The organism is Enterococcus devriesei, assembly GCF_001885905.1.
GTDB classification, from domain to species: Bacteria; Bacillota; Bacilli; order Lactobacillales; family Enterococcaceae; genus Enterococcus_A; species Enterococcus_A devriesei.
The window spans coordinates 115,707-139,100 of sequence record NZ_JXKM01000002.1 but is presented as its reverse complement, the minus strand read 5'-3'; the positions used below and the strand labels follow the sequence as shown (position 1 = coordinate 139,100).

Annotated in this window: 18 protein-coding genes and 1 riboswitch; of the genes, 2 read left to right on the top strand and 16 right to left on the bottom strand. The window is 42.5% G+C overall.

Annotation, left to right across the window (positions count from 1 at the left end; all coding sequences use genetic code 11):
- Window positions 1-55 precede the first annotated feature (55 nt).
- From RV00_RS03215 to RV00_RS03195, 5 genes are all read right to left on the bottom strand, one after another.
- Complete coding sequence (locus tag RV00_RS03215) at window positions 56-913, bottom strand: CvfB family protein (protein ID WP_071861168.1); 858 nt, start codon at window positions 911-913, stop codon at window positions 56-58.
- 203 nt (window positions 914-1,116) lie between these two features.
- Complete coding sequence (locus RV00_RS03210; RefSeq protein WP_071861167.1) at window positions 1,117-2,979, bottom strand: cell division site-positioning protein MapZ family protein; 1,863 nt, start codon at window positions 2,977-2,979, stop codon at window positions 1,117-1,119.
- A 261-nt stretch (window positions 2,980-3,240) separates the two neighbouring features.
- Window positions 3,241-4,350, bottom strand: coding sequence for an RNA polymerase sigma factor RpoD (gene rpoD, locus RV00_RS03205; RefSeq protein ID WP_071861166.1), 1,110 nt, complete (start codon window positions 4,348-4,350; stop codon window positions 3,241-3,243).
- Window positions 4,351-4,372: 22 nt separating this feature from the next.
- The gene (gene dnaG / locus RV00_RS03200) at window positions 4,373-6,193 is read right to left on the bottom strand and encodes a DNA primase (protein ID WP_071861447.1); all 1,821 of its coding nucleotides are present in this window, start codon (window positions 6,191-6,193) and stop codon (window positions 4,373-4,375) included.
- A 148-nt stretch (window positions 6,194-6,341) separates the two neighbouring features.
- Entirely contained in the window at window positions 6,342-6,977 is a 636-nt protein-coding gene (locus RV00_RS03195; RefSeq protein WP_071861165.1) for a lysozyme family protein, read from the bottom strand.
- Between the two features lie 184 nt (window positions 6,978-7,161).
- On the opposite strand from RV00_RS03195, the gene RV00_RS03190 reads away from it, so the two are divergent.
- Together RV00_RS03190 and mprF are read left to right on the top strand one after the other, a co-directional pair.
- Window positions 7,162-7,893: an alpha/beta fold hydrolase gene (locus RV00_RS03190; RefSeq protein WP_071861164.1), complete on the top strand. Its 732-nt coding sequence runs from the start codon at window positions 7,162-7,164 to the stop codon at window positions 7,891-7,893.
- Window positions 7,893-10,472, top strand: coding sequence for a bifunctional lysylphosphatidylglycerol flippase/synthetase MprF (gene mprF / locus RV00_RS03185; protein ID WP_071861163.1), 2,580 nt, complete (start codon window positions 7,893-7,895; stop codon window positions 10,470-10,472). Before RV00_RS03190 ends, mprF begins: the two co-directional genes overlap by 1 nt.
- Window positions 10,473-10,598: 126 nt before the next feature.
- Here the strand turns inward: mprF and RV00_RS03180 are convergent, their stop codons facing one another.
- The 11 genes from RV00_RS03180 to grdC all read right to left on the bottom strand — a co-directional run bounded on the left by RV00_RS03180 (window position 10,599) and on the right by grdC (window position 23,390).
- Window positions 10,599-11,579: a plasmid pRiA4b ORF-3 family protein gene (locus tag RV00_RS03180; RefSeq protein ID WP_071861162.1), complete on the bottom strand. Its 981-nt coding sequence runs from the start codon at window positions 11,577-11,579 to the stop codon at window positions 10,599-10,601.
- A 90-nt stretch (window positions 11,580-11,669) separates the two neighbouring features.
- Window positions 11,670-12,830 (bottom strand): molecular chaperone DnaJ, encoded by a 1,161-nt coding sequence (gene dnaJ, locus RV00_RS03175; RefSeq protein WP_071861161.1) that lies wholly within the window; start codon window positions 12,828-12,830, stop codon window positions 11,670-11,672.
- Between the two features lie 417 nt (window positions 12,831-13,247).
- Window positions 13,248-15,077 carry a molecular chaperone DnaK gene (dnaK, locus tag RV00_RS03170; protein WP_071861160.1) on the bottom strand — a complete coding sequence of 610 codons (1,830 nt, stop codon included), beginning with the start codon at window positions 15,075-15,077 and terminating at the stop codon, window positions 13,248-13,250.
- 44 nt (window positions 15,078-15,121) lie between these two features.
- Window positions 15,122-15,673, bottom strand: a complete 552-nt coding sequence (grpE, locus tag RV00_RS03165; RefSeq protein ID WP_071861159.1) for a nucleotide exchange factor GrpE — start codon at window positions 15,671-15,673, stop codon at window positions 15,122-15,124.
- Between the two features lie 32 nt (window positions 15,674-15,705).
- On the bottom strand, window positions 15,706-16,746 hold the full coding sequence (gene hrcA / locus RV00_RS03160) for a heat-inducible transcriptional repressor HrcA (RefSeq protein ID WP_071861158.1): 1,041 nt from the start codon (window positions 16,744-16,746) through the stop codon (window positions 15,706-15,708).
- Window positions 16,747-16,867: 121 nt separating this feature from the next.
- Complete coding sequence (gene hemW / locus RV00_RS03155; protein ID WP_071861157.1) at window positions 16,868-18,016, bottom strand: radical SAM family heme chaperone HemW; 1,149 nt, start codon at window positions 18,014-18,016, stop codon at window positions 16,868-16,870.
- 184 nt (window positions 18,017-18,200) lie between these two features.
- Window positions 18,201-19,085 carry an LPXTG cell wall anchor domain-containing protein gene (locus tag RV00_RS03150; protein ID WP_071861156.1) on the bottom strand — a complete coding sequence of 295 codons (885 nt, stop codon included), beginning with the start codon at window positions 19,083-19,085 and terminating at the stop codon, window positions 18,201-18,203.
- A gap of 95 nt (window positions 19,086-19,180) precedes the next feature.
- Entirely contained in the window at window positions 19,181-19,831 is a 651-nt protein-coding gene (gene tenA / locus RV00_RS03145; RefSeq protein ID WP_071861155.1) for a thiaminase II, read from the bottom strand.
- A 130-nt stretch (window positions 19,832-19,961) separates the two neighbouring features.
- Window positions 19,962-20,054, bottom strand: a riboswitch (TPP riboswitch).
- 144 nt (window positions 20,055-20,198) lie between these two features.
- Complete coding sequence (locus RV00_RS03140) at window positions 20,199-20,483, bottom strand: hypothetical protein (protein WP_249024050.1); 285 nt, start codon at window positions 20,481-20,483, stop codon at window positions 20,199-20,201.
- A 202-nt stretch (window positions 20,484-20,685) separates the two neighbouring features.
- Window positions 20,686-21,843, bottom strand: a complete 1,158-nt coding sequence (grdD, locus tag RV00_RS03135; RefSeq protein ID WP_071861153.1) for a glycine/sarcosine/betaine reductase complex component C subunit alpha — start codon at window positions 21,841-21,843, stop codon at window positions 20,686-20,688.
- 11 nt (window positions 21,844-21,854) lie between these two features.
- Window positions 21,855-23,390: a glycine/sarcosine/betaine reductase complex component C subunit beta gene (grdC, locus tag RV00_RS03130; protein WP_071861152.1), complete on the bottom strand. Its 1,536-nt coding sequence runs from the start codon at window positions 23,388-23,390 to the stop codon at window positions 21,855-21,857.
- Window positions 23,391-23,394 lie beyond the last annotated feature (4 nt).

Genomic DNA, 23,394 nt, shown 5'->3' with positions numbered 1-23,394 from the left:
GTTTTTCTTAGAATTATTATAGTTTATCAACCTAATTAATGCAAGACATTCTCAATTAGCTTTTTAAACGAATTTCGCCTTCTGATTGTTCGATCAATTTTTCTTTCAGCAGATGGCCGATTGCCCGCTTGAATTGCCCTTTACTGATGCCGAAAGTTTCCTTGATTTCTTCTGGAGCTGACTTGTCCCAAAAAGGTAACGTATGTGTGGCATTACGTTGCAGCATAGTCAAGACCATCGCGGCATCGTCATTGATCATTTCGTAACTTCGCGGCTTCAATGACATATTCAGCACACCATCAGGCCGGACACCAATCACCCGAGCCTCGACGACTTCTCCTAAGCGTGGTTCTTGATAACGTTCTGAAGGATGGACAAAGCCCAAGTAGAAATCCTCAGTAATCAAATACGAGCCGGCGACTTTTAAGCGATAGATTGTTCCTTTTTTGTTCTCATTTTGCATCTCGCTGTTTCCAGTTCGACTCATAGAATGGAAAATCGCTTCATCTGCTAAGACACCCCACATCCGATCCTTCTCATCCACTCGCAGACTGATCATCAGACGGTCGCCTTTTTTCGGCCATAATTCTTTCATGCTTGGCATCTCATCTAAAGAAACCACCATGTCCTTATCTGGTAAGCCGATATTCACAAAGGCGCCTAAATCACGACGAACATCCGTCACCTCGCCAAAGGCATAGTGACCGATCCGCACTTTTGGAATCTCCGTCGTAAAGATCGCTTCTTTTTTTTGATTCACATAGCCGAAGCCCTCAATAGATTCACCAATTTCATGCGGCGCCTCTTCTGTTTTTGCTAGCCGGAAAGTAACTCCATTCTTTTGCACCAAATACATTGTTTCGTTTTCATCAATAATCAGTCCTGTGAAAACTTGACCTAATAATTCATTCATCTTTTTTCTCCTAACAGCTCGTCTGTTTATTTATTCTTCTACTATTTTACTCTATTTACTTTATGAAGCAATAAAACTGATAAAGGAGCTGGGAAAAAATTACTTTCCTAGCTCCTTTATCTACGAATACTCGTTGTTTTAGAAGTGCGGCTTCAACTATTTGAAGCTGATAACCGCTTCTATCTCAACTTTTTCAAATTAATTTAATTCGGGCCGTTTCCTTTGAACCAGCCAGTTTTACAGTTAATTGTGACTAAATACATTGGTAAGTCCGCATCCGTGTAACCTTTTGTCAAAGATGCCCGATTTGAAGTAGCATATAAGTTGTAATAGCCTTCACCATTTTCAACTTTGACAGGTTCCAAACGATAACCGCCTTCCACAATGTACCCACGAGAAATACAGGTTTGGATAACTTTTTCCTTCACACCAGGAGCCCAAGCGTAAGCATCGCTGCTAGTATCGCCAGCTTGGCTACTACTTGTGTTTTGGTTTTGCGTCGCCTTTTCTTGCTCGGCTTTTTCTTGCGCAGCTTTCTCGGCCGCAGCTTTTTCATCAGCCGCCTTCTTCTCTTTGTCTTTTAAGGTTTGATCGACTTTCGCTAACTCATCCTTTTGCGTTTGAACCAATGCTTGATTAGCAACGGCCTTCACCGCGTCATTGGCTGCATTGTATTGATCGCGATTGACTGAATCGATCACATTGCCGTCTTTTAATAAGACATTTGCTTTTTGCTTCGCCGTTTCAATTTTGGCATATTGATCTTTAGCGTTGGCTATAGCTTGATTCATTAACGTATTAAATTGGGTATCGCCAGTATTGATGGTCAAGTCGACTGGTTCAGCCGCTTTTAACAATGGCTTATCAGCAAGCTTATCTCCATTGATGGCTGCACTCGTGAATAATTGATCCACCGATTGCTGAGCTTTTTGCTTCGCGACTAATTCATCGTATTCTTTTTTGACTGTATCATAGCGCTTATGACCCTTGTATTGCGCTATCTCGTCAGCTAGTTGATCGGTATTTTCATTGACCTTATCCGCTGCTAAGAAGGTCTGCTGACCATCCGTGTAAAAGCTAGCGAGATCCTGTTCAATCGTGTCGATCGCTTTGTTTTCTTTTTTCACTGTAGCGATCCGTTGAGCTTCGACTTCTTTTTCATGATGATAATAATAACCGCCGCCAATTCCTAAAACCGCCACCGCCGCTAATGTGATATACAGCTTCTTGCGATTTTTTTTAGGTCCTTCTCCCGTCGGCTTGGATGCTTTTGTTGCTGATTCTGTAGCTACGGCTGGTTCAGTTTCATTGATAGACTCAGAGGTAACCGCCGCTTTCTCAGACTCTTCCGCTTTTTCAACTTTGGTTGCAGCTGCTAACGGTTCAGGAGCAATTGCCGCTTCTTCCACGGCCTCTGGCTCGTTTGAATTAAGGTCAGAGTCGGTTGTCGCTTCAACTGGTTCAGACAAGTTTTCTGCTGGTTCTTCTTTTGACTCTTCATTTTCGTCTGAAGATTCTTCTTTAAGTTTTTCTTTCGGTGCGCCTTCAACTGCTTCAGCTTCAACAACAGGTACCGTCTCTTGATTTTCTTGTTCGAGTTCAGCGTTAGGTATCTCTGGTGCCGCTTCTTCTATCTTAGGCTCAGTTGACTCTGCTTCGTCTGCCTCAACCGTTTTTTCAGCGGACTCAGTTGGTGTTTCATCTATCGGAGTGCTTTCAGACTTAGGTTCGTCTGTTTTATTTTCAGTTTCTAATGGACTTTCTTCAGGTTCTTCTTCAACGGCGCCTTCTTTGTGCTCACGAATATAACGTGCCAAAATCGGATTCATTTCAGGCATTTCTTCAGTAGAATTTTTTTTATTCTCTTCTTCCTTCATTTTCTCCTCATTTTCTTTGAACATCTTTTGGACGGATTCAATTGGCATATCGGCAAGCTCAGACCATTCGATGGTATCATTTCTATCTTCAATCTCTTTTTGATCATTTAACTGTAATGAAAAGCCACACTTCGGACAAGTTGCATATCCTTCGACTGGTTCAAATCCACAGTTAGGGCATTTTTGCAATGAAATCGGCTCCTTTTTTAAAACTTATGCCTTAATCTATCATATGTTTAGGGAAGTTCCAAGCAATTTTTGATTGAATTAATCAAAAATAATGAATTCTATTTAAAGCGTGCATGATCCATATTCTAAGTGTTCTTGCTATTTAGAAAGACTATAAAACAGCTAGTTTTTGTTCAAAATCGCTGAAAAATTCTCTCTTCATTATTTTCTAGCTTTTGGAATAAAAAAACTCCTTGAGAATTCTCAAGGAGTTCGTCTATCTTATTCTAAAAAGTCTTTCAATTGTTTAGAGCGTGATGGGTGGCGTAATTTCCGTAAGGCTTTGGCTTCGATCTGACGAATCCGTTCACGAGTAACCCCAAAGACTCGACCGACTTCTTCCAATGTACGAGTTCGACCGTCATCTAAACCAAAACGCAGACGCAAGACATTTTCTTCACGGTCCGTCAATGTATCCAAAACATCTTCTAATTGTTCTTTCAACATTTCAGAAGCCGCATGTTCAGCCGGACTAGTCGCTTCTTGGTCTTCGATGAAATCACCTAGATGTGAATCATCTTCTTCACCGATTGGTGTTTCCAATGACACAGGCTCTTGAGCGATTTTCAAGATTTCACGAACTTTTTCTGTTGGCAGATCCATTTCCGCACCAATTTCTTCCGGTGTCGGTTCCCGACCTAAATCTTGCAGTAATTGACGTTGTACCCGAATCAATTTATTGATGGTTTCAACCATATGGACCGGAATCCGAATCGTCCGCGCTTGGTCAGCGATCGCACGAGTGATGGCTTGACGAATCCACCAAGTCGCGTAAGTTGAGAATTTGAATCCTTTGCGGTAATCAAATTTTTCGACGGCTTTCATTAAGCCCATATTTCCTTCTTGGATCAAATCAAGGAATTGCATTCCACGACCGACATAACGCTTCGCGATACTTACTACTAAACGTAAGTTGGCTTCTGCTAAACGTTGCTTCGCTTCTTGATCTCCTTGTTCGATTAACAAAGCAAGTTCAACTTCTTCTTGCGCTGTTAATAATGACACACGGCCGATTTCTTTTAAGTACATCCGAACCGGATCATTGATCTTCACACCAGTAGGCGCGGAAAGATCTTCTTTTTGAGCGGCTTTTGCCGTTTTTTCATTTTGTTTTAAACTAGCCTTTGAAGGTTCACCATTTTCATCAACGACACTGATCCCAGCATCTTCGACTTTTTGGATTAATGCATCCATCGCTTCAGCGTTCAACGCATAAGGAGTCGCCATACGATTGGTTAGTTCATCATAAACCACCTGTCCCAAAGGTTTCTTTTCCTTGATGAAGGCTGCTAAAGCTTTTTGGTACTCTTTGTTGTTTTTTACATCTGCCATAAAATAAATGCCCCTTTCACTTCTAGGCTTGTTTCAAGCGTTTCGTCAATTCGATAATTTGAACGGTCAACTCTAATTCTCGTTGCTGGTTCCCACTTTTTCTGGCCTCAAGCTGCTCTTTTTGTCGTTGTTTGATTTCTTCAGCAATGCCAGCTTGGGAAATGACCCGCGTCAAGTCATAGATCTCACGTTCGTTGCTATCTTCTGACATGGCTATCATAGAGATGTCGATGGCTAACTGCTTCATCGCATCTTCTTTTAAATAGTTCAAGAAGTCCGCCAAAACGAAATTTCCATGAACCATCATATAACTATCTAAGTAAAGAAGCAATTCCTGATAGGAATCGTGGATAAATTGAAACTCTTCCTGCACTAGTTGCTCACGAATCGAACTTTCATTCATACTGCGATACAACAGCATCCGCTCCGCCTTTTCTTCTTTAGTCAACACTCGTTTGACTGGAACAGACGGTACAACTGCGATATTGGTCGGCTGTTGGCGTCGTTCTGAACGAATACTCTGGCGTACCATTTGCAACTGCTGCTTCAAGCTGTCCCGCGTGACATGAAACTCGCTGGATAGCTGTCCCAAATATAGATCCTGCTCCACCGGCGATTGGACCTTGGCCAAATCCTGCATCACCGCTTCTAAATAATTCAAACGGTCCGCTTCATTTTCTAGGTTCAAGTCCTTTTTACGATAATGCATCTTAAATGCAAAAGGTGTTTGACGACCATGCCGCAATAAATTTTGTAGCTCAGTCACCCCATATTTTCGTAAATATTCATCCGGATCGAGTTTTTCAGGAACAGTCACGGTAGCAAGCTGCAAGCGACTATGCGCTCCTAAGATGGTCAATGCGCGATCGGTTGCCGCTTGACCGGGGTTATCCCCGTCGTAGGCAATCACGACTTGACCGGTGATCCGCTCGATAGCGGCGATCTGTTGCTCCGTCAAGCTCGTTCCCATTGACGCCAGCCCAATTTTGATATCTGCTTGCCAAGCGGCTAAAACATCCATGAAGCCTTCGAATAAAATCGCTTCACCTTGCTTGCGGATCTCGTTGCGAGCCTTGTCAAAATTAAATAGAACTTGGCGTTTATTAAATAATTCAGTCTCTGGTGAATTCAGGTACTTTGGCTGATCTTCCCCTGAAAATTCCGCTGTTTTTAACCAACGGCCGGAAAAGCCGATCACTTTTCCTCTAAAATCATTCAGTGGAAACATTACTCGCTGATAAAAACGATCACTAAAACTGCCGTCATCACGTCGAATAAATAACCCGCTGCGTTCCATCAAATCCGCTGACACTTTATCTTGCTGAGCAATTTGAACGAGAAAATCACGCTGGTTCGGAGCAAAGCCGATCTTGAATTCGCGGATCAAGTCGTCGCTTAACCCTCGTTCATGAAGATAAACCAAGGCCTCTTCGCCGACTTTTGTATTCATCAATAAATGATGATACAAATCTCTCGTGCGCTCGTGCAATGCGATCAATTGCTGCTGTCCGCTAGACGTTTGCGTCACGGGTTCTGAGGAAATCTCGATAGCTAAAGGAATTTGTTCCAACTCAGCAACTTTCTTTACCGCTTCAGGAAAACTGATCCCTTCCAGTTCTTGTAAAAAGGTGTACACATTGCCACCTTTGCCACAACCGAAGCAATGAAAAATCTGTTTGTCTTCGGCGACTGAAAATGACGGGGTTTTCTCTTCGTGAAACGGACAAAGACCTAAATAATTCTTCCCAGATTTTTTTAATTGGACATATTGACCAATCACCTCAACGATATTCGTCTTTTCACGAACCTCGTCGATCACCTGTTGGGGAATTCTTTGCGCCAAAACCTCACCCCAATTCCCAAAAAATATGATAACAGCCGTAAAAAAACGCCCTAATTCTTTCTTCAATCAGCGCGATTTTTTTAGACGAACTTATACAGTTATCATTTTAGCATATTTCTTTATTATTACAAGCTTTCCGCTCATACTTTTATCCCTTTTGAAGCCGTTGAAAAAGCGTTAAAAATTGCTTGTTCATTTGGACCATTTCGGCATAAAACATATTGCCGCCATTTTGATAAAGATACCCGCCATTATACAAGACCGATTGGACCTGCATATAGCGATACATTTGTTGCTGATTATTACCATATCCCGGGGATAAGACATCACGGGAATATTTTTCCGCCAGTTCCACCGTATTTTTACCGCCGCGTTCTTTAACGTATTGAATATAATTTGTGCCATAATTATAGGCCTGAATCGCCGTGTTTAAGTCGCAGCCCGCCGCTTTGGCTTGTTGATAGCTTTCCGAAAAATGTTTCACGCCACTTTCAATGCTTTCTTGTTGACTACTGATTTTCCCACGAGTGCCATACGCACTTTCCGAACTTTGCATCAGATCGGTTCCTTTGCCTTTGGACTCCGTATACATGATCCCTAAAATAACATCTGTGTAAGTCCCTACCCCCGCCTGGTCCGCTAATTCTTGAACCTCCGGGCGATAGCTATTGACGACTTTTGTCTGTTTATATGTTCGTACTGCAAAGCTCCCGCCAATTACAAGGATGACGAAAACTGCTAGTATTACGATTATTTTTAATGTTTTCCCGATTAATCTCAACATAAAATCTGCCCAACCATCTCTTTTTTTCTTTCTCCATACTACAAGAACACCTTGAAACTTTGAAAGAGAAAACTGTCAGTTTTATATTAAATTAATCATTCTAAAGTTTTCATTTTTTTCTTTTGATTATATTAATGGGAAATCTCCGGAAAAATCGGTATACTTATTATCGGTAGGTGATCTTGTGAGAAACGAAAAGAAAACGGCACAAATGAGTGACGGATCGGAAATATACTATGAAAAATACGGGCAAGGACCAGCGCTATTCTTACTCCATGGCAACGGCGGCAGCGGAAAATATTTTTCGAAACAATTAAACAGCTTTAGCAAACATTTTAATGTTTTCGTTGTAGACAGCCGTGGACACGGGCGGTCTACGAATACACAAAAAGAAACGAGCTTCCAAGTCATGGCGGAGGATTTGGCTACGATTATGGACCAAGAAAAGGTCCAGCAAGCCGATTTGCTAGGTTTTAGTGACGGGGCAAACTTAGCAATGGTTTTCGCTCGAATGTATCCCGAAAAGGTCGATCACTTAATTTTAAATGCCGGTAATACCGTCCCAAGCGGCGTGCGAGTGCTCCCCCATATATTAAGTTACATCCAATATGCAATTGTTTGGATCGGCGCCTTTATTGATACCGGCATGCGGAACTTCTTGCCGATCTTGCGCTTGCTTTTCCATGATATCGGTTTGACGACGGAAGACTTGAATCAGATCAAAGCACCGACACTGGTTATCGTAGGCAAGCACGACTCGATCAAAACCCAGCATTCCATGTATATCGCTCGATCCATCCCAGGGGCAAGCTTTGCAATCGTTTCTGGTCAGGGGCATATGTTTGCACGGCGCAATCCTAAACGATTCAATCAAGAAGTTTTACAATTTCTTTTAGACAATGAAGGAGTGATTTAATGGGTAAGTTCATCAATTGGTTTAAAGTTCATTTAAATAAGCTTAAAATGATTTTTTTAATTTCAGTTATCGTGATCGTTATTTTCGAACTTTCAAACGTGGCAAAGACGATTTCTATTGATCAACTTTCGACGATTTTTAGTCGAATCAGCGTTGGCAATATTTTGTTAATGGCACTCATTGGCCTTATTTCAATTATTCCTATGATCGGCTACGACTTTACCTTGAATCAAATTTTAGAGCAAAAGCCTAAAAAGCTTTTTGTCTTTGAAACAAGTTGGCTGATCAACACCCTGAATAATATCGTTGGTTTCGGCGGTTTCGTCAGCGCTGGATTGCGGTCAGAATTTTACGGCAAAAAGACCTCAGGAAAAAAAGTGCTGCAGGCTTTATCAAAAATTCTTGTATTCACCATGTCCGGCTTGTCGATCTACGCGTTGATTTCATTTTTCTTAGTTATTTTTGATGACCACAATCAATTTCTGCGACAATATTGGATCTGGTTGATCGGCGGTGGGTTGTATTTCCCTATCGTCTTTTGTCTGAGTCTTTTTGGCAAAGGTGAATACTTAGGCGACCTGAAAAGCTCTCACCGTTTACAACTAATCGCAACTTCTTTTCTTGAGTGGACGGGGGTCCTTGTCAGTTTTATCGCTACTGGTTTATTGATGGGTATCCACGTAAACATTCGTGATACAGTTCCTTTATTTATCGCCGCGACTGTGATTGGGGTTGTTTCAATGATCCCGGGGGAATTAGGTAGTTTTGATCTCATGATGATCATCGGCTTATCTGCTCTCGGTACGCCGCGCGAGACCGTCGTTGCTTGGTTACTGCTGTTCCGACTTTTTTACTATCTAGTGCCTTTTGCGATTGGGTTAGTGTTCTTCTTCAAAAATTTGGGTTCTACCATCAATATGCGATACAGCGGCATCCCAATCAGTTTATTAAAGGAATTGGTTCATAAATTAGAAACGTTTTTCTTATATTTTACTGGGATCATGTTAGTTTTATCTGCAACAATTCCTGAAGCCTTTATCAAAATGCCCTTTTTGGAACATCTGAATCCGATTCGCTCACGAGTGATCGTCGTTTTCCCAGCGATTCTGTTAGGTTTCTTATTGATTGTTTCAGGTCGCGGGGTCGCAGCTCGAGTACGCCGTGTATACGTGCCATCAATCATCGTCGTCGCCCTGACTTTCTCGTATTCATTATTAGCCGGATTTCGACTTTCCACTGGCTTCTTTTTAGCTTTGCTACTGATTTTTGTTATTTTCTCTAAAAACGAATTGTTCCGCGAACAGTTGGTCTATTCAGCGGAATGGTTGACGATCGATGGCTTGATCATGGGGGGCTTAGCAATTCTCTACATCATCATTGGTGTCTACAACAGCCCCAATATCCATCATCGTCATCATCTGCCGGAATTTTTTCTATTCCCTAGCGAACAGATTTGGATCGTGGGCTTCGTCGCTATCTTGATCGTGTCCTTTATTATTTTATTGTTTGTTCGCTTCTTGAAAAATAAACGGGTTCAAATCGGTGAACCTTTAGATGAGGCTCGGGTTCAACATATTTTGACGAATCACGGGGGCAATCCTGACAGCCAACTAGTCTTTCTTAAAGACAAGAAAGTGTTTTATTACAACGACGGTGAAGAAGATACGGTCTTCTTCCAACTCTCGACCTTTAATAATAAAATCTTAGTCATGGGTGATCCATCAGGCAAAAATAGTGATTTCGAAGCAGCTACTGAAGCGCTGATCAATGAAGTCGATCGCTATAATTACTTGCCGGTCTTTTACGAAAACAGCGAAGAAATGGTGATGATTCTGCACGAATTTGGCTATGACTTCATTAAATTCGGCGAACGTGCCCATGTCTATCTACCCACTTTTACCACCAGCGGGAAAAAGATGAAAGGCCAGCGTGCCAGTGTCAACAAAGCCTTAAAAGAAGGCTATCAATTCGATGTAATCAAGCCACCTTTCTCAGCAGCAACGATGCAAAACTTACAAGCTGTTTCCGATAAATGGTTAAACGGCCGCAAAGAAAAAGGCTTCTCCTTGGGCTTCTTCACCGAAGACTATTTACAGCGAGCACCAATCGCCGTCATTAAAAATAGTGATTCGGAGATCGTCGCTTTCGCCAACTTCATGCCGACGTACACCGATAAATTAGGAACGATTGATCTGATGCGGCATGATCCGGATAAAGCGCCTAGCGGGACGATGGATTTCCTATTTATCAACTTATTCCAATATATGCGGGATGAGGAAGGTTTGGAATATTTCGATTTAGGTATGGCTCCATTGGCCAATGTCGGTACACAACGAAAAAGTTTCACCCAAGAACGGATTGCTTATCTCGTTTATAACTTTGGCTCCCGTTTTTACTCTTTCGGCGGTTTGAAGGAATACAAAGACAAATACGCCAATGAGTGGTTGCCGGAATATGTCCTTTATTCTCGTGACAGCTGGATTGGTTACGTCATGATCGCTCTTCTAATCACCGACAATGCGCCGATCCAAGAAGAAAAAAAATACAGCGGCATTCGCCGATTCCTGTTTAAGGATTAGCAGCTTCTTTTCAGAAGCTGCTTTTTTGATTGCTCTCCTTGAAACAAAAAAAGACCATAGCAACCCACTGCCACAATCTCTTTGTCCATGAATATTCTACTTTCAAAAACGCTCCTGCGCCGCCGATCATTCTTCTCTTAATCGTTTGTTCAAGTCCAATAAATCAAAGTTTTTCCAGCTTTCATGGCCTTTTGAATCTTCCGCTGGCGTGGTGCCCTTCGCCTTTAAACAAACCGCAAAGGTAACCGGCTCCAATTCTGCTTGATTTACCTTTTCCACTAAAATCTGGTGTTCCCACTCACAGCTAAAATCATAGAGGTAGTCGATTTTCACGCCTTCGCGAAAATCTTCGTCAATCAAACGTTCTGCTTCAGAAAACTCGGCGACCCCAGACTCTTTAGGCCCAATCGACTCCTTGCGATCGACAAAGAAACTATGAAGATGGCAATCCTCCCAGCCAAACACCACTTGTAAGATCCGATGCAACCGGCCATAGGAAATACCGGCCGGAATCTTCAATCGGCGCCAAATCGGCGGCTTGTAGCCTTTTAAATCGACACGAACCACGTAGCTTTTAAGCGTCGTTTGTTTATTGCTTTTAGGAAATTGCAAAATATTGTCAGGATAAACCTTTTTCGTCGGCTTATCTAGCTTATAATCCGTTACATTGTAAGGATCTTCAATCTCAAAATTTCCTTCACGCCATTCATCCATAATAGCAAGTTTGGTCTTTGACCAAAAATTAGGATTGCTCATTCGTGTCAAAAATGTTCGCTTGTTGAGATAGATAAAAAACTGCAGCTCCTTACAATCTTCTTGACTAATAATGTTTTCATGATACAGCGCATTATAAAGGTCCAATAAAATCTGGTAAGCATAAAAACTCTCATCAATGTAGAGCGGCATATGCTTCGGCAGATGATGAATCAGCGCATCTTCAACAATTTGCTTGTCTAATAATTTCTCAGACAGTTTGCCTTTATCTACAAAACTCAAATAAAATTCTACTGTGCGAATAAGTCCATCCGGTTCGGCCAGCCCACCAGCAATAAAATAATGCAGCATGTCTCTCGTCATTCGATCAAATAACTTGTCTAGCTTGTCCATGCGAACCCTCCTTCGACACTTATTCTCTTTTTATTAATAGTAAAAGAAAAAAGCGGTTCAATCAACACTGAATTGATTGAACCGCTAAGATTATTTTTTCCCGCCAAAGGCATCCTTCATTTTTCCGAAGAAACCTTCTTCTCTTTGTTCACTAACCGTTTGACCGCCAGCTTCCGCAAAGGCCCGTAGCGCTTCACGTTGCTTGTCGTTCAAGTTTTTCGGTGTAATGATTCTTACCGTGACTTGTTGGTCACCGTTGGTATTGCCTCGTAATCTTGGCGCGCCTTTACCACGCAATCTGAACTTCGCACCCGTTTGTGTTCCAGCAGGGACTTTCAATTTCACATCACCATGAACCGTCGGAATATTGATTTCATCCCCTAAAGCTGCTTGCACAAAGCTTAACGGTAAGGTGTAATAAATCTCTGCACCATCACGATCGAAGAGATCACTCTCTTTAACCTTGAAGACCACATAAAGATCGCCATAAGGGCCGCCGTTGATGCCCGCTTCCCCTTGATCTGCTAAACGCATTTGTTGGCCATCTTCGACCCCAGCCGGTACTTTGACCTTGACTGTGTGCGGACGTTTCTCATGACCTGTTCCATGACAAGTTGGACAAGGGTCCTTGATTTCTTTCCCTGTTCCATGACAAACATCACAGGTTTGACGGCTCATCACACGGCCAAGCGGCGTTTGATGTTCCACATTGATTGTTCCAGCGCCATGACATTTATGACAGACTTCTGGTTCAGTCCCTGGTTTTGCGCCGTTTCCGTGACAAGTGTGGCAAGTTTCTTCGCGATTGTATTTGATATCCTTCTCAACACCGAAGATTGCTTCTTCAAATTCCAAGTTAATGGAATATTGTAGGTCTGAACCTTGTCTTGGAGCTTTTGGATCGGCTTGACGAGAACCACCGCCGCCAAAGAAAGATTCAAAAATATCTTCAAATCCAAAGCCGCCTGCTCCACCAAAACCACCAGCACCGCCAAAGCCACCTGCTCCGCTAGCACCAAAGTTTGGATCAGTTCCCGCATGACCGTATTGATCATAAGCTGCCCGTTTTTGGGCATCACTTAAGATTTCATAGGCTTCAGAGATTTCTTTAAACTTTTCTTCTGCGTCAGGTTCTTTATTGATATCCGGATGGTATTGCTTGGAAAGCTTGCGGTAAGCCTTTTTTATTTCATCATCCGAAGCGCCTTTTTGTACTCCAAGGACTTCGTAATAATCTCGTTTTGTAGCCATTGGCTTCCCTCCATAATTTCATAGAATCGTTAGTATTGTATCACACAAAAAATCGATACGATACTCTTCTTAGATTTTTTCTAAGATGTTCAACTTACTGAATAAACATTTACTGCAATATTCGAGAAGTCGTCCTGGATGTCCGGCTTAACGAACTAGCTTTTTCGGCAATAAGCGAAAATTTTGCTAAATGTGAGAAGCCATTTCTCAAAATTTTAGTCTTATTGCTCAGCTAACTCCTAATTAGGTAATCATTTTTCCAAAAACACGAAAAATGAATCTGATTGTCATTACGCATACCTTTTTTCTAATCTCGCTAAAGCGAGAAGAAAAACTGGCAAAAAGCTGAACGAGTTCGTGAAGCCTTTATAAGAAAAAAGGCCAAAGTGATGACTTTGGCCTTTAGCAACGAATCAATTATTTGTCGTCATCGTTAACTTCTTCAAAATCAGCATCTACGACATCATCCGCGCCGCCTTGCGCTGCGTTTGGATCAGCATCTGCTTGTTGTTGAGCCGCTTGTTCGTAAAGTTTAACCGTTAAGTTTTGAACGATTTCGTTTAACGCGTCACGTTTTTCTTTCATTTGTTCGATATCGTTGGCTTCGACTGCTGCTTTCAATTCATCGCGAGCATCTTCTGCTTTTTTGACTTCATCAGCGTCTACTTTGCCTTCTAATTCTTTCAATGTTTTATCAACAGAGAATAGTAAAGCGTCCACATCATTACGTAAGTCTACTTCTTCTTTACGTGCTTTATCCGCTTCAGAGTTTGCTTCAGCGTCTTTCACCATGCGATCGATTTCGTCGTCTGATAAACCAGATGAAGATTTGATCGTGATTTTTTGTTCTTTTTGTGTTCCCAAATCTTTTGCAGATACATTTACGATCCCGTTTTTATCGATATCAAATGATACTTCGATTTGAGGGATACCACGAGGTGCCGCTGGAATATCAGTTAATTGGAAGCGACCTAATGTTTTGTTATCCGCAGCCATTGGACGTTCCCCTTGCAAGACATGAATGTCTACTGCCGGTTGGTTATCAGCAGCGGTTGAGAACACTTGTGATTTGCTTGTTGGGATCGTTGTATTACGGTCGATCAATTTAGTGAACACACCACCCATTGTTTCAATCCCTAATGATAATGGTGTTACGTCTAGTAAGACAACGTCTTTCACATCACCAGTGATCACGCCACCTTGGATCGCTGCACCCATCGCTACTACTTCGTCAGGGTTAACAGATTTGTTTGGTTCTTTATTTGTTTCTTTACGGACTGCTTCAACAACTGCAGGAATACGGGTTGAACCACCGACTAAAATAACTTCGTCGATATCAGATTGTGATAAGCCAGCATCTTTCAACGCTTGACGAACAGGGTTCTTTGTACGCTCTACTAAGTCAGCTGTGATTTCATCGAATTTCGCACGAGATAAAGTTGTTTCTAAGTGCAATGGACCAGCATCGCCAGCTGTGATAAACGGTAAGCTGATTTGTGTTGAGCTGACACCTGATAAATCTTTTTTCGCTTTTTCAGCAGCGTCTTTCAAACGTTGCATCGCCATTTTATCTTTAGAAAGATCAATGCCGTTCGCTTGTTTAAAGTCTGCAACTAGGAAATCGATGATCTTGTTATCAAAGTCATCCCCACCTAGACTGTTGTCACCAGCAGTAGATAATACGTCGAATACGCCGTCACCTAATTCAAGGATTGACACGTCGAAGGTACCACCACCCAGGTCAAATACTAAGATTTTTTCGTCTTTGTCTGTTTTGTCTAAACCATAAGCCAATGCTGCGGCAGTTGGTTCGTTGACGATCCGTTCAACTTCTAAGCCAGCGATTTTACCAGCGTCTTTGGTTGCTTGACGTTGTGAGTCATTGAAGTAAGCAGGAACAGTGATGACTGCTTTTTCTACTTTTTCGCCTAGATAATCTTCCGCGAAGCCTTTGATGTATTGTAAAACCATCGCTGAGATTTCTTGTGGTGTGTAAGATTTACCCTCAACATCTACCTTGTAGCCAGCTTCGCCCATGTGGCGTTTGATTGAAGAAATCGTGTTAGGATTGGTTACTGCTTGACGCTTTGCAACTTCTCCGACTTGGATTTCACCATTTTTAAATGAAACGACAGATGGCGTTGTACGATTTCCTTCTGGATTTGTAATGATTTTAGCTTCTCCGCCTTCTAAGACAGCGACTGCTGAGTTTGTTGTTCCTAAGTCAATACCAATAATTTTACTCATAGTTGAAAATCTCCTTTTTCTTTTATTAATTTTAGATTGATTTATTATTGAGCTACAACGACCATTGCGGGACGCAATACGCGGTCATGTAGTTGATAGCCTTTTTGCAAGACAGTGACAATCGTGTCCGCCTTGTGATCGTCATCTACGGGAACGGTTTGAACCGCTTGATGTAGATTAGGATCGAAGGCTTCACCTTCTGCCTTGATTTCTGTGATACCTTCTTCTTTCAATGCAACAGACAAACTTTCAAGTACCATCTCAACCCCTTTTTTCAGGCTGGCTCCTTGATCGTCAGTCACTTCAGTTGCTAAAGCTCTTTCTAAATTATCGATCGCCGGCAATAGCTTCTTGCCTAAGTCTTGTGAACGGTAACGAACAAGCTGTTCACGTTCATTTTTGTTGCGATTCGACATGTTCGCGATCTCAGCGCGAGCTCGCAAGAACTTATCTTCCATCTCGTTAAATTTCTCAGTCAACGCTTCAACTTCCGAAAGTTCCGGGATGTCGATTTCTTCTGCTTCAGTTGGATCAGCTTCGGTCGTTTCAACCTCTTCTAATTCTTCTTCCGCTTCGTGTTTTTTTTCTTTTGCCACCACGCGTACTTCCTTTCTTTTTAGAAATCCTATTAATGATACAAATCCAACGAACGATAATAATCATTCAATGCATTCGTTAACTCATAACGAAAAACTTCCAATAAACCAAAGACCTTTGAATAAGGCATCGATGTCGGCCCTAACAATGCGATCGTTCCTCGACCATGTCCGCGAATTTCATAATTCGCCTGGATCATACTTAAATGATCAAACAAATCGTTGCCGAGTTCAGCGCCGATCCGCACATGGATGTTGTTGTCTGACGGCAATAAAAGCTGCGTCAGCTCATCGGAATTCTGCATTAAAGAGTACATTGATTTTACTTGGTTTAAGTCTTGCTCTGGATTAAAATTCAAAATATTCATCCGGCCACTCACAAAGACCTTGTCTTCAAACGCATCGTTCAAAATCACGTCAAACAAATGACTGATGCCTTCGGTGGTTTGAAAGTAGCGATGCAAGATCATAGGAATCTCTGTTCTTAATTTCTGATAGACGCTCACTAAAGGCTGTCCGACTAAACGATCATTAATGATCTGGACCATCTTCTCTAAATCTTGACTCGCGACATTTTCCGGAATGCGAAACACTTGGCTCTCCACATTGCCTTTGTCCGTCACGATGATCGCTAAAATCTGCCGATCATTCAACGGTACGATCCGAAAGCCGGTTAACGTCCGATCTTTCATTTCTGGACCGAGAGAAAACGCCGTATAACTGGTCACTTGAGAAAGCATTTTAGCAGATTGTTGAATGATGTCATCAATCTCGTGAATATCTTTTTTTAGCGAACTGCGAATCTGATCTACTTCTTGATTGCTCACCTTCGCTGGCGTTAGTAAATGATCCACATAATAACGATACCCAGAAATCGAAGGAATTCGTCCAGATGAAGAATGAGTCTTCTCCAACAGACCTAGCTCTTCTAAGGCTTTCATATCATTGCGGATAGTCGCGGAACTTGCTTTCACGCCTTCTTCCATTAACCTTTTTGATCCAACCGGCTGACCCGTGTTGGTAAAGTCTTGGATGATCAAGCTGAGAATCAGTTTCTGTCTTTCTGTTAACATTCTTCTCATCCTTTAGTTAGCACTCTTTCTTTTTAAGTGCTAACTCGATTATTAATATACCACATCTGCTAAAGAAGTCAAGGAATAAATACAAAAAATTAGCACTCTCTACACAAGAGTGCTAATCGTTTTTATTCAATAAAAATTCTTGGAAAACATCGTTGCCGCGAAACAATCCTTGCTTGGTCAGATGAATCCTTGTATCGCTCTCCACTAAGAGGTTTTGTGCCTTTAATTGCTCAATCACTGGGCCATAAACTTCTGTCAAACTTTGACCAAAACGTTCAGCAAAAACGCGTTTTTCTACTCCTAAAATTTTTCTTAAGCCGAGGAACAATTCTTCTTCGATCTGTTCTTTACGGGTCAGTACTTCTTCCTCCAGCATCGGCAACTGATCCACTGCCAACGCTTTTAAATAATGCTGGATTGGACCGCGATTTTTATAGCGCCGATTTCCTAGATAGCCGCTAGCACCTGCTCCTAAGCCAAAATAATTTTGATTGTTCCAGTAGACGAGATTGTGTTTACTTTCAAAGCCCGGTGTCGCAAAATTACTAATTTCATATTGCTTGCGGCCGGCTTTTTCCATTGCTTCGATCGTTTCCGAATACATCTGAGCTTCGATCTCTTGCTCCGGCAGCTGCATTTTCCCTCGTCGTACCCAATTCATAAACATTGTTTGATTTTCCAAAATCAACGAATACAACGCATAATGAGGTAAGTCTAACGCTAACGCTTTTGCCACCGTATCACGAAAACTTTCTAAACTTTGACCGGGAAGCGCATAAATCAAATCAATCGTCACATTGCGAAAATCCTTCTCTTCTAATAAGTGGATCGTGTCATAAACATCTTGTGCCGTATGCTTACGGCCGATTTTTTTTAGCAACCGATCATCAAAGGTTTGCACCCCCATGGACAAACGATTGACGCCGTAATTTTTCATGATTGTTAATTTGTCCGCTGAAAGATCCCCAGGATTCGCTTCAACCGTGAATTCACCTTGATCAAAAGGCAAAATCTCCCGCAGTCCACTTAACAGCCGATCCAATTGGGCTGCGCTCAAAGAGGTTGGCGTACCGCCGCCGACATAAACTGTCGCCATTTCCTTTACTGGGTTCTTCACCAGTGCAAGCCGTGCTTCTTTTAATAATGCTTCTATATATTCATCGACTGGCTGCCCCTCAATAAAGACTTTATTAAAGTCGCAGTAATAGCAGATGTGTTCACAGAATGGAATGTGAATGTAAGCTGAAGTAGATTGTGTCATGTAATTCCTCTTTCTAATGCTGTATGCGTTCAAGAGGTATTCTAACATAGATTTTTCTGCTAACAATCTTTCCCCGCTTGATTTCAACCTTCAAAAAATAATCTTAACTATTTCGAGACACAATAGAGGAATATAAAAAAAAGACTGGAAGCTAAATGGCTCCAGCCTTTGATATCTTCAAGAGCTATCCCCGCGGTTTGCGAAGGATCAATAGTCCCAAAACTCCCACTATTCCAAATCCTATTAAAGAAAGAGCTGGATTTTTCGCTTCATTGGTCTTAGGATACTCCCCAGACGTTTGAACGTTTCGTTTTTGTGTGGTTTCAACACTTCCGGTAGCCATCTTAGTCACTTGAGGCTGCTCGGTCGCTTGAGTCGATGCGTCATCAGTTGTTTTAAGCTCATCCCCCGCTGAATCAACGACTGCTTTGATCCGGTTTACTGCTCCGGCGACATCGTTTGCCCGATTTTCCAAATCTACACCAGTGGCTTTCGCCGCTGCTGAGCCTACGGCAGCTTGCTTTTGTAGAGTCTGTGCACTATTTTTGACTTGTGAAATATTTTGATCAATCATCTTTTGGTCTGCTTGAAGTTGCGCTTGCAGTTCCTTGGCATCGGCGATCTTTTTATTGAAGTCTGCGCGAGCCTGGTCAAGTTGCGTCTGCGCTTGCGACCAGGTACTTTCGATCGTTTCATGATCCGTTTGCAGACGATCATTTACTTCAGATACGTGCTGCTGGAAATCCGCGTGGTTTTGACTTAATTGATTTTGGAACTCTTCAAAATCGTTGTGTAAATCTTGCTGACGTTTTTCCCGCCGCTGTTGAGCATCTGCCAAATCCTGAGCAATCTGCTGCTTCCGTGCTTCATATTGTTCAGTCGCCGCTTTCAGTTGTGCGGCGATATTATCTTGCTGAGGTAGTTTCGGGTTGCTGCTTTCCGTTGTTGCTGTAGTTGGGACTGAGCTTTCCGTTGCGTTATTCGTCTCAGCCGCACTGACCGCTGGAGACAAAACCAGTCCTACTGAAAGAGCGATGAGCGCTACAGCAAACGCTTTTTTATTGGTCATTCTATTCATTCCCTTCGCCGATCATTATAGCGAAGAAAAGCCAAAGCTGTTAATAAACAAATTGGCCGATTTGTCTAAAAAATAATTTATTCGTTTTACCATTGTTCTAGCGTCAAAGCCATTTCCCAAAAATCACACTCCATTTTTGAGCTAATCACAAATGCCTCAATCATTTGTTGTTGCTCATCAACCGAACTCTCTTGATACAAACGATCTAACAGTTGACGTTCCTTTCCCACCTCTTCTGCGGCGTCCGCATAGGTTTCAATCCAGCGCTGATAAAGCGGATTAGGAGATCCGGCTTCAATCAATTGAGACCCGATTTCTTGGTAGAGCCACGCGCAAGGAAGCATTCCGGCAAAAGCGGTATTGACTGTCCCATCAATCAATTGGCGATACATATGGGAGACATAATGATAAGCCGTGGGAGCTATCGCTGTTTCTTCAATCTCCTGTTCCGTGATCTTTAATTCAGAAAAAAATGTCTCGCGAACTGCCATTTCTCCCAATTCCAAATTTGCCGCATGCTCCTTCAAGCTTGCTCTAACTTCTGGATCGTCAGCTTGCTCTGCAATCAAATCATAGAGCTTACCGAAATGCTCCAAATAATAACGATCTTGAAGTAAATAATAGCGAAACACGGTTGGCGACAGATCACCTGTAGCCAATTCTCGAATAAAAGGATGCTCAAAGCTAGCCTTCCAATATGCTTCTGCTTTTTTTCTCGCTAATTCTGTAAACGTCATTCAACTCTTTCCTTTCTCTTTTGTAATCTAGCTCGTTTTTGTACGAACAAAAGACCTCCTTTCAATTGATCCAAATGAAAAGAGGCCTCACCAATAGAAAACCTGACCACAAAAAAGCGGCCGGGGGCATCGTCAATAAAACACACTTTCCCTGCGCCAGTCCTAACTGTATCAGGTTCAATGGGTATGATCTCAGCTTCAATAAGCACCCCTCGTGTCATTCAGTTGAAAAAAGTATAGCACAGCGGCCTATGATAGACGATTGAAATTTCAATTTTTCATGACTGACATCAAAATTATTTTTCATTGCCAGACAATTGGAGTGTAGAAAATAAAATTTATCAGCACATTTTTAACTATGTATAATTCAAACGTATTCACTGGCCGCTTCTTCCAGCTCCTGTCTTTCTTGCTTAGACCGAAAGATCATCACTAAGCCTTTCACATCTGCGGATATAACTAAGTCTGCCTCATGGATCTTACTGCCGTGCTCCAATGCATAATAATATAACTGGTCTGCCTTCCAGCCTCTGGCAGCAAGGGAAACCATTTGCAAACATAATTTATCTACTTCTGCTTCAATTGTTGGTGTTGCATACACCATCATGGGTGCATAGCAACAGATATTTTTTAATTGATCCATCACAATCATCCCCTTTTCAGTATAACAAAAATCCCAGCGCTTAACGGCTGAAAACGTACCAACAACTTTTAAAAAACGAAAGAAAATACAACGCCCTCACTAGCCAGTCTTCCCTTGATGATTAAATAATAATAAGTAAAAATTATCCTAATTGTTAATAATTTTTCAACGAAAATAAGCGGACAGCCTTTTAGAAAGCTGTCCGTCTGATTTAGAGATAATTCGCATTTTTTAATTCATTCTGTGCGGCAGTTAACTGTTTAGGGTTGACCAAAACGATCGGTCCTGTACACCCCATTCCACTCTCGGCATAGATATTGGCCGCCCACAAAACTTTCACTGCCTCCTCCAATTCCATGATCTCGATCCCGGTTATCTCACTAGTAACGATTTCCTTTGGCGGCGCTGCAATTTCTTTTGTTTCTTTGTTTGTGGGTGCAGTCAAACGATTACATAGTTCTTGAAGCCCTGCTTGATCCGCTGTTTGATATTCCTGCTGGCTGATGACCCCCAGTTTCCCTCGTGCTAATTCGTAAGCGTATTCCAATGCGTTAGCAATTACCGGGGCGCCACTCGCTCGTGAGATGATACAAATATTGCGGTCATACTTGCGACCGATCCCCGGGCCATAGCCGGCGCCTAAGGTCTCGTAGTTACCTCCGCTAGTGTACGCAGAAAAAAGCTTCATTAAAATATTTCCGGTCAAGCTATCACAAACAACGACATCCACGCTGCCTAATAGCAAATCATTGCCTCGCAATACATTGCCACCATCTGCTCGTTGACTCTCTCCAAAAGTTATCCCATACCCCTTCTCGTGCAACGTCGTCAACGCTCGTTCAACGGTTTTAGCGCCTTCGACATTTAAAACGCCCACAGTCGGTTTTTCGATGCCACAGGCTTTCGCTGCAATAATACCATTGATCGCATTCAGGACCATCGCCTCATTGCGAGCACCGCTAGTCGTTCCGGTCGTCGTGGCGATAAAGAGCTCTCGACCTAAAGCTGGAGTGAGTACTTTTCCGACCGTCGAAACACCAATTGGAAAATTATAATGCAAGGTCACACAGCCTTGGATCTCACCATTGTCCAGCAGTTCCTCCATCAACTCAGCTGCTTCTTTTTGACAATCCGTCGTAGAATAATGGATAAAATCATTTGCCCAGTCGACATCGCTACCAATCAACACCAGATCAAAGAGCTGCTTTTGTTTAATAGCATAGGCCGCCTGCTTCATTACCGCCATTCCTAGTTCGCTGCCATCGATTGTTAAACCGATCTTGATCCTTGCTTCCATTCGCCCGGTTTCCAGACTGGTGGCTAGATCCTCAAAGACTTTTTTTACGGTTTGTTTTACTTGATCAGACATTGATTTCACCTCTATTCTACTGAAAGATTGGCAGCGAAACTTCTCAACGCCTGCGCCACTTCTCGTTTGACTGATGCTTCTAAATCCTGCTGATTCTCCTCGTTGACTTTTCCGCTGTTTTTCTCAATCAGGATCGAGACTCCGTCAAACAGATTTGTCATTCGTCCTAAGAAAAGCGACCCCTTACCAACGATCATTGCTCGTTTTTTATTGCCAGTTACTAAATCTTCTGTCGCAAAGCCGAGATAAGGAATGCCGCTAGGAATATGTCCTTGTGTCGGGGCCCAGCCAACTAAGGCCTTTTCGTCAACAAAAGCTTTCAGATCTTTTTTCTCGATATCCTTACGCAGCACACCGATCGCGCCAATCATTTTAAGATTCGCCAATGGCACATCGCCTGCGCCCGCAGGTTTGGTGATATCAGGGTTTTGCATCTCAACTGAATAAACATCCACGTCTTTGATCGTCAGTTGCGCTTTTTCTAAGATACTTCCTATTAAAGCAGTGGTCACTGCTTGCGGACTCGAGCCACTACCAACCTCATGCTTACCGGTCAGATCGTGACGTAAAATTGGATGAATTCCGTCATTTTCACTGATCAGCGCCGCGAAGCCGCCTAGTACATCTTCTAAAATCGGCAAGCCTTTCCCCACATGAGACTTGCCATTCATTCCTAATTTTGCTGTCGCTCCGCCGGCAACTAAAACGACATTTTTATGCGTGCCTGCTGCCACCAAAGAAGCCGCTGTGATCAAGGCATGGGTCGGCCCAGCACAAAAACTGCGAATGTCCGAACCTGTTGCGTGCTCACAACCACATAATTCAGCAATCGATTTCGCGAAATTACCGCCGCCTCGCTGGTTCATATCGCCACAAGCTTCCTCGCTGCATTCGATCACATAATCAATCTCTTTAGGATCAATTCCTTGCTTGGCGATCAATTGCCGCAAAGCCAATACCCCGCTGGCTTTAACGACGAGATTTTCTAGCATCACATGAGCATTTAAATTCACATCAATCTGATGGGCCGGACTGACACAGCCAACTAATTGCTGTTCATAATAAAGGCCTTCTCCGTTATTTTCGTCAAGTTCTTGCTGAAGCCAGGTCACGTCTTTGCCGTCTTTGATTTTTGCCGCATCGGCTTTAAATAAGGGATGCTCATTTAACACTGAACGAACTTTCTCCGCAAACTGTGCTTCCAAATGGACCAGTTCAAAAACATCCACCAGCTGTAATAACCCATAAAATTCCAATTCCGGCATAATCTCGCCGAATTTTCCTTCTCGCTTGCCGGTATAAGTTTCACTAACCCAAGGCTGAGGAAGCTCCTTTAACGCTTCATAACTCAAGTTGCCGATGAATGTCTGATTTGGCGCATAATTCACCACGTCGTCATAACTGCGAAGATGGGCGTAAAGACTGGCTAAATACGGACTATCTGGCGTAGTGATTTTTTCCGTCGTTTGGGTCGTTCCATTATGCTCGATCATGTCTGGCGTGTGGATCAATACATAACTTGCCCCTCGTAAAGTCGAATAATTCATCTGT

Coding starts and splice junctions, on each gene's coding strand:
- hemW (WP_071861157.1), bottom strand. CDS start 18,016: ATGACACAATCTACTTCAGCTTACATTCACATTCCATTCTGTGAACAC.
- grdD (WP_071861153.1), bottom strand. CDS start 21,843: ATGTCTGATCAAGTAAAACAAACCGTAAAAAAAGTCTTTGAGGATCTA.
- tenA (WP_071861155.1), bottom strand. CDS start 19,831: ATGACGTTTACAGAATTAGCGAGAAAAAAAGCAGAAGCATATTGGAAG.
- grdC (WP_071861152.1), bottom strand. CDS start 23,390: ATGAATTATTCGACTTTACGAGGGGCAAGTTATGTATTGATCCACACG.
- rpoD (WP_071861166.1), bottom strand. CDS start 4,350: ATGGCAGATGTAAAAAACAACAAAGAGTACCAAAAAGCTTTAGCAGCC.
- dnaK (WP_071861160.1), bottom strand. CDS start 15,077: ATGAGTAAAATTATTGGTATTGACTTAGGAACAACAAACTCAGCAGTC.
- RV00_RS03140 (WP_249024050.1), bottom strand. CDS start 20,483: ATGATTGTGATGGATCAATTAAAAAATATCTGTTGCTATGCACCCATG.
- RV00_RS03195 (WP_071861165.1), bottom strand. CDS start 6,977: ATGTTGAGATTAATCGGGAAAACATTAAAAATAATCGTAATACTAGCA.
- RV00_RS03180 (WP_071861162.1), bottom strand. CDS start 11,579: ATGGACAAGCTAGACAAGTTATTTGATCGAATGACGAGAGACATGCTG.
- hrcA (WP_071861158.1), bottom strand. CDS start 16,746: ATGTTAACAGAAAGACAGAAACTGATTCTCAGCTTGATCATCCAAGAC.
- RV00_RS03215 (WP_071861168.1), bottom strand. CDS start 913: ATGAATGAATTATTAGGTCAAGTTTTCACAGGACTGATTATTGATGAA.
- dnaJ (WP_071861161.1), bottom strand. CDS start 12,830: ATGGCTACAAAACGAGATTATTACGAAGTCCTTGGAGTACAAAAAGGC.
- mprF (WP_071861163.1), top strand. CDS start 7,893: ATGGGTAAGTTCATCAATTGGTTTAAAGTTCATTTAAATAAGCTTAAA.
- RV00_RS03150 (WP_071861156.1), bottom strand. CDS start 19,085: ATGACCAATAAAAAAGCGTTTGCTGTAGCGCTCATCGCTCTTTCAGTA.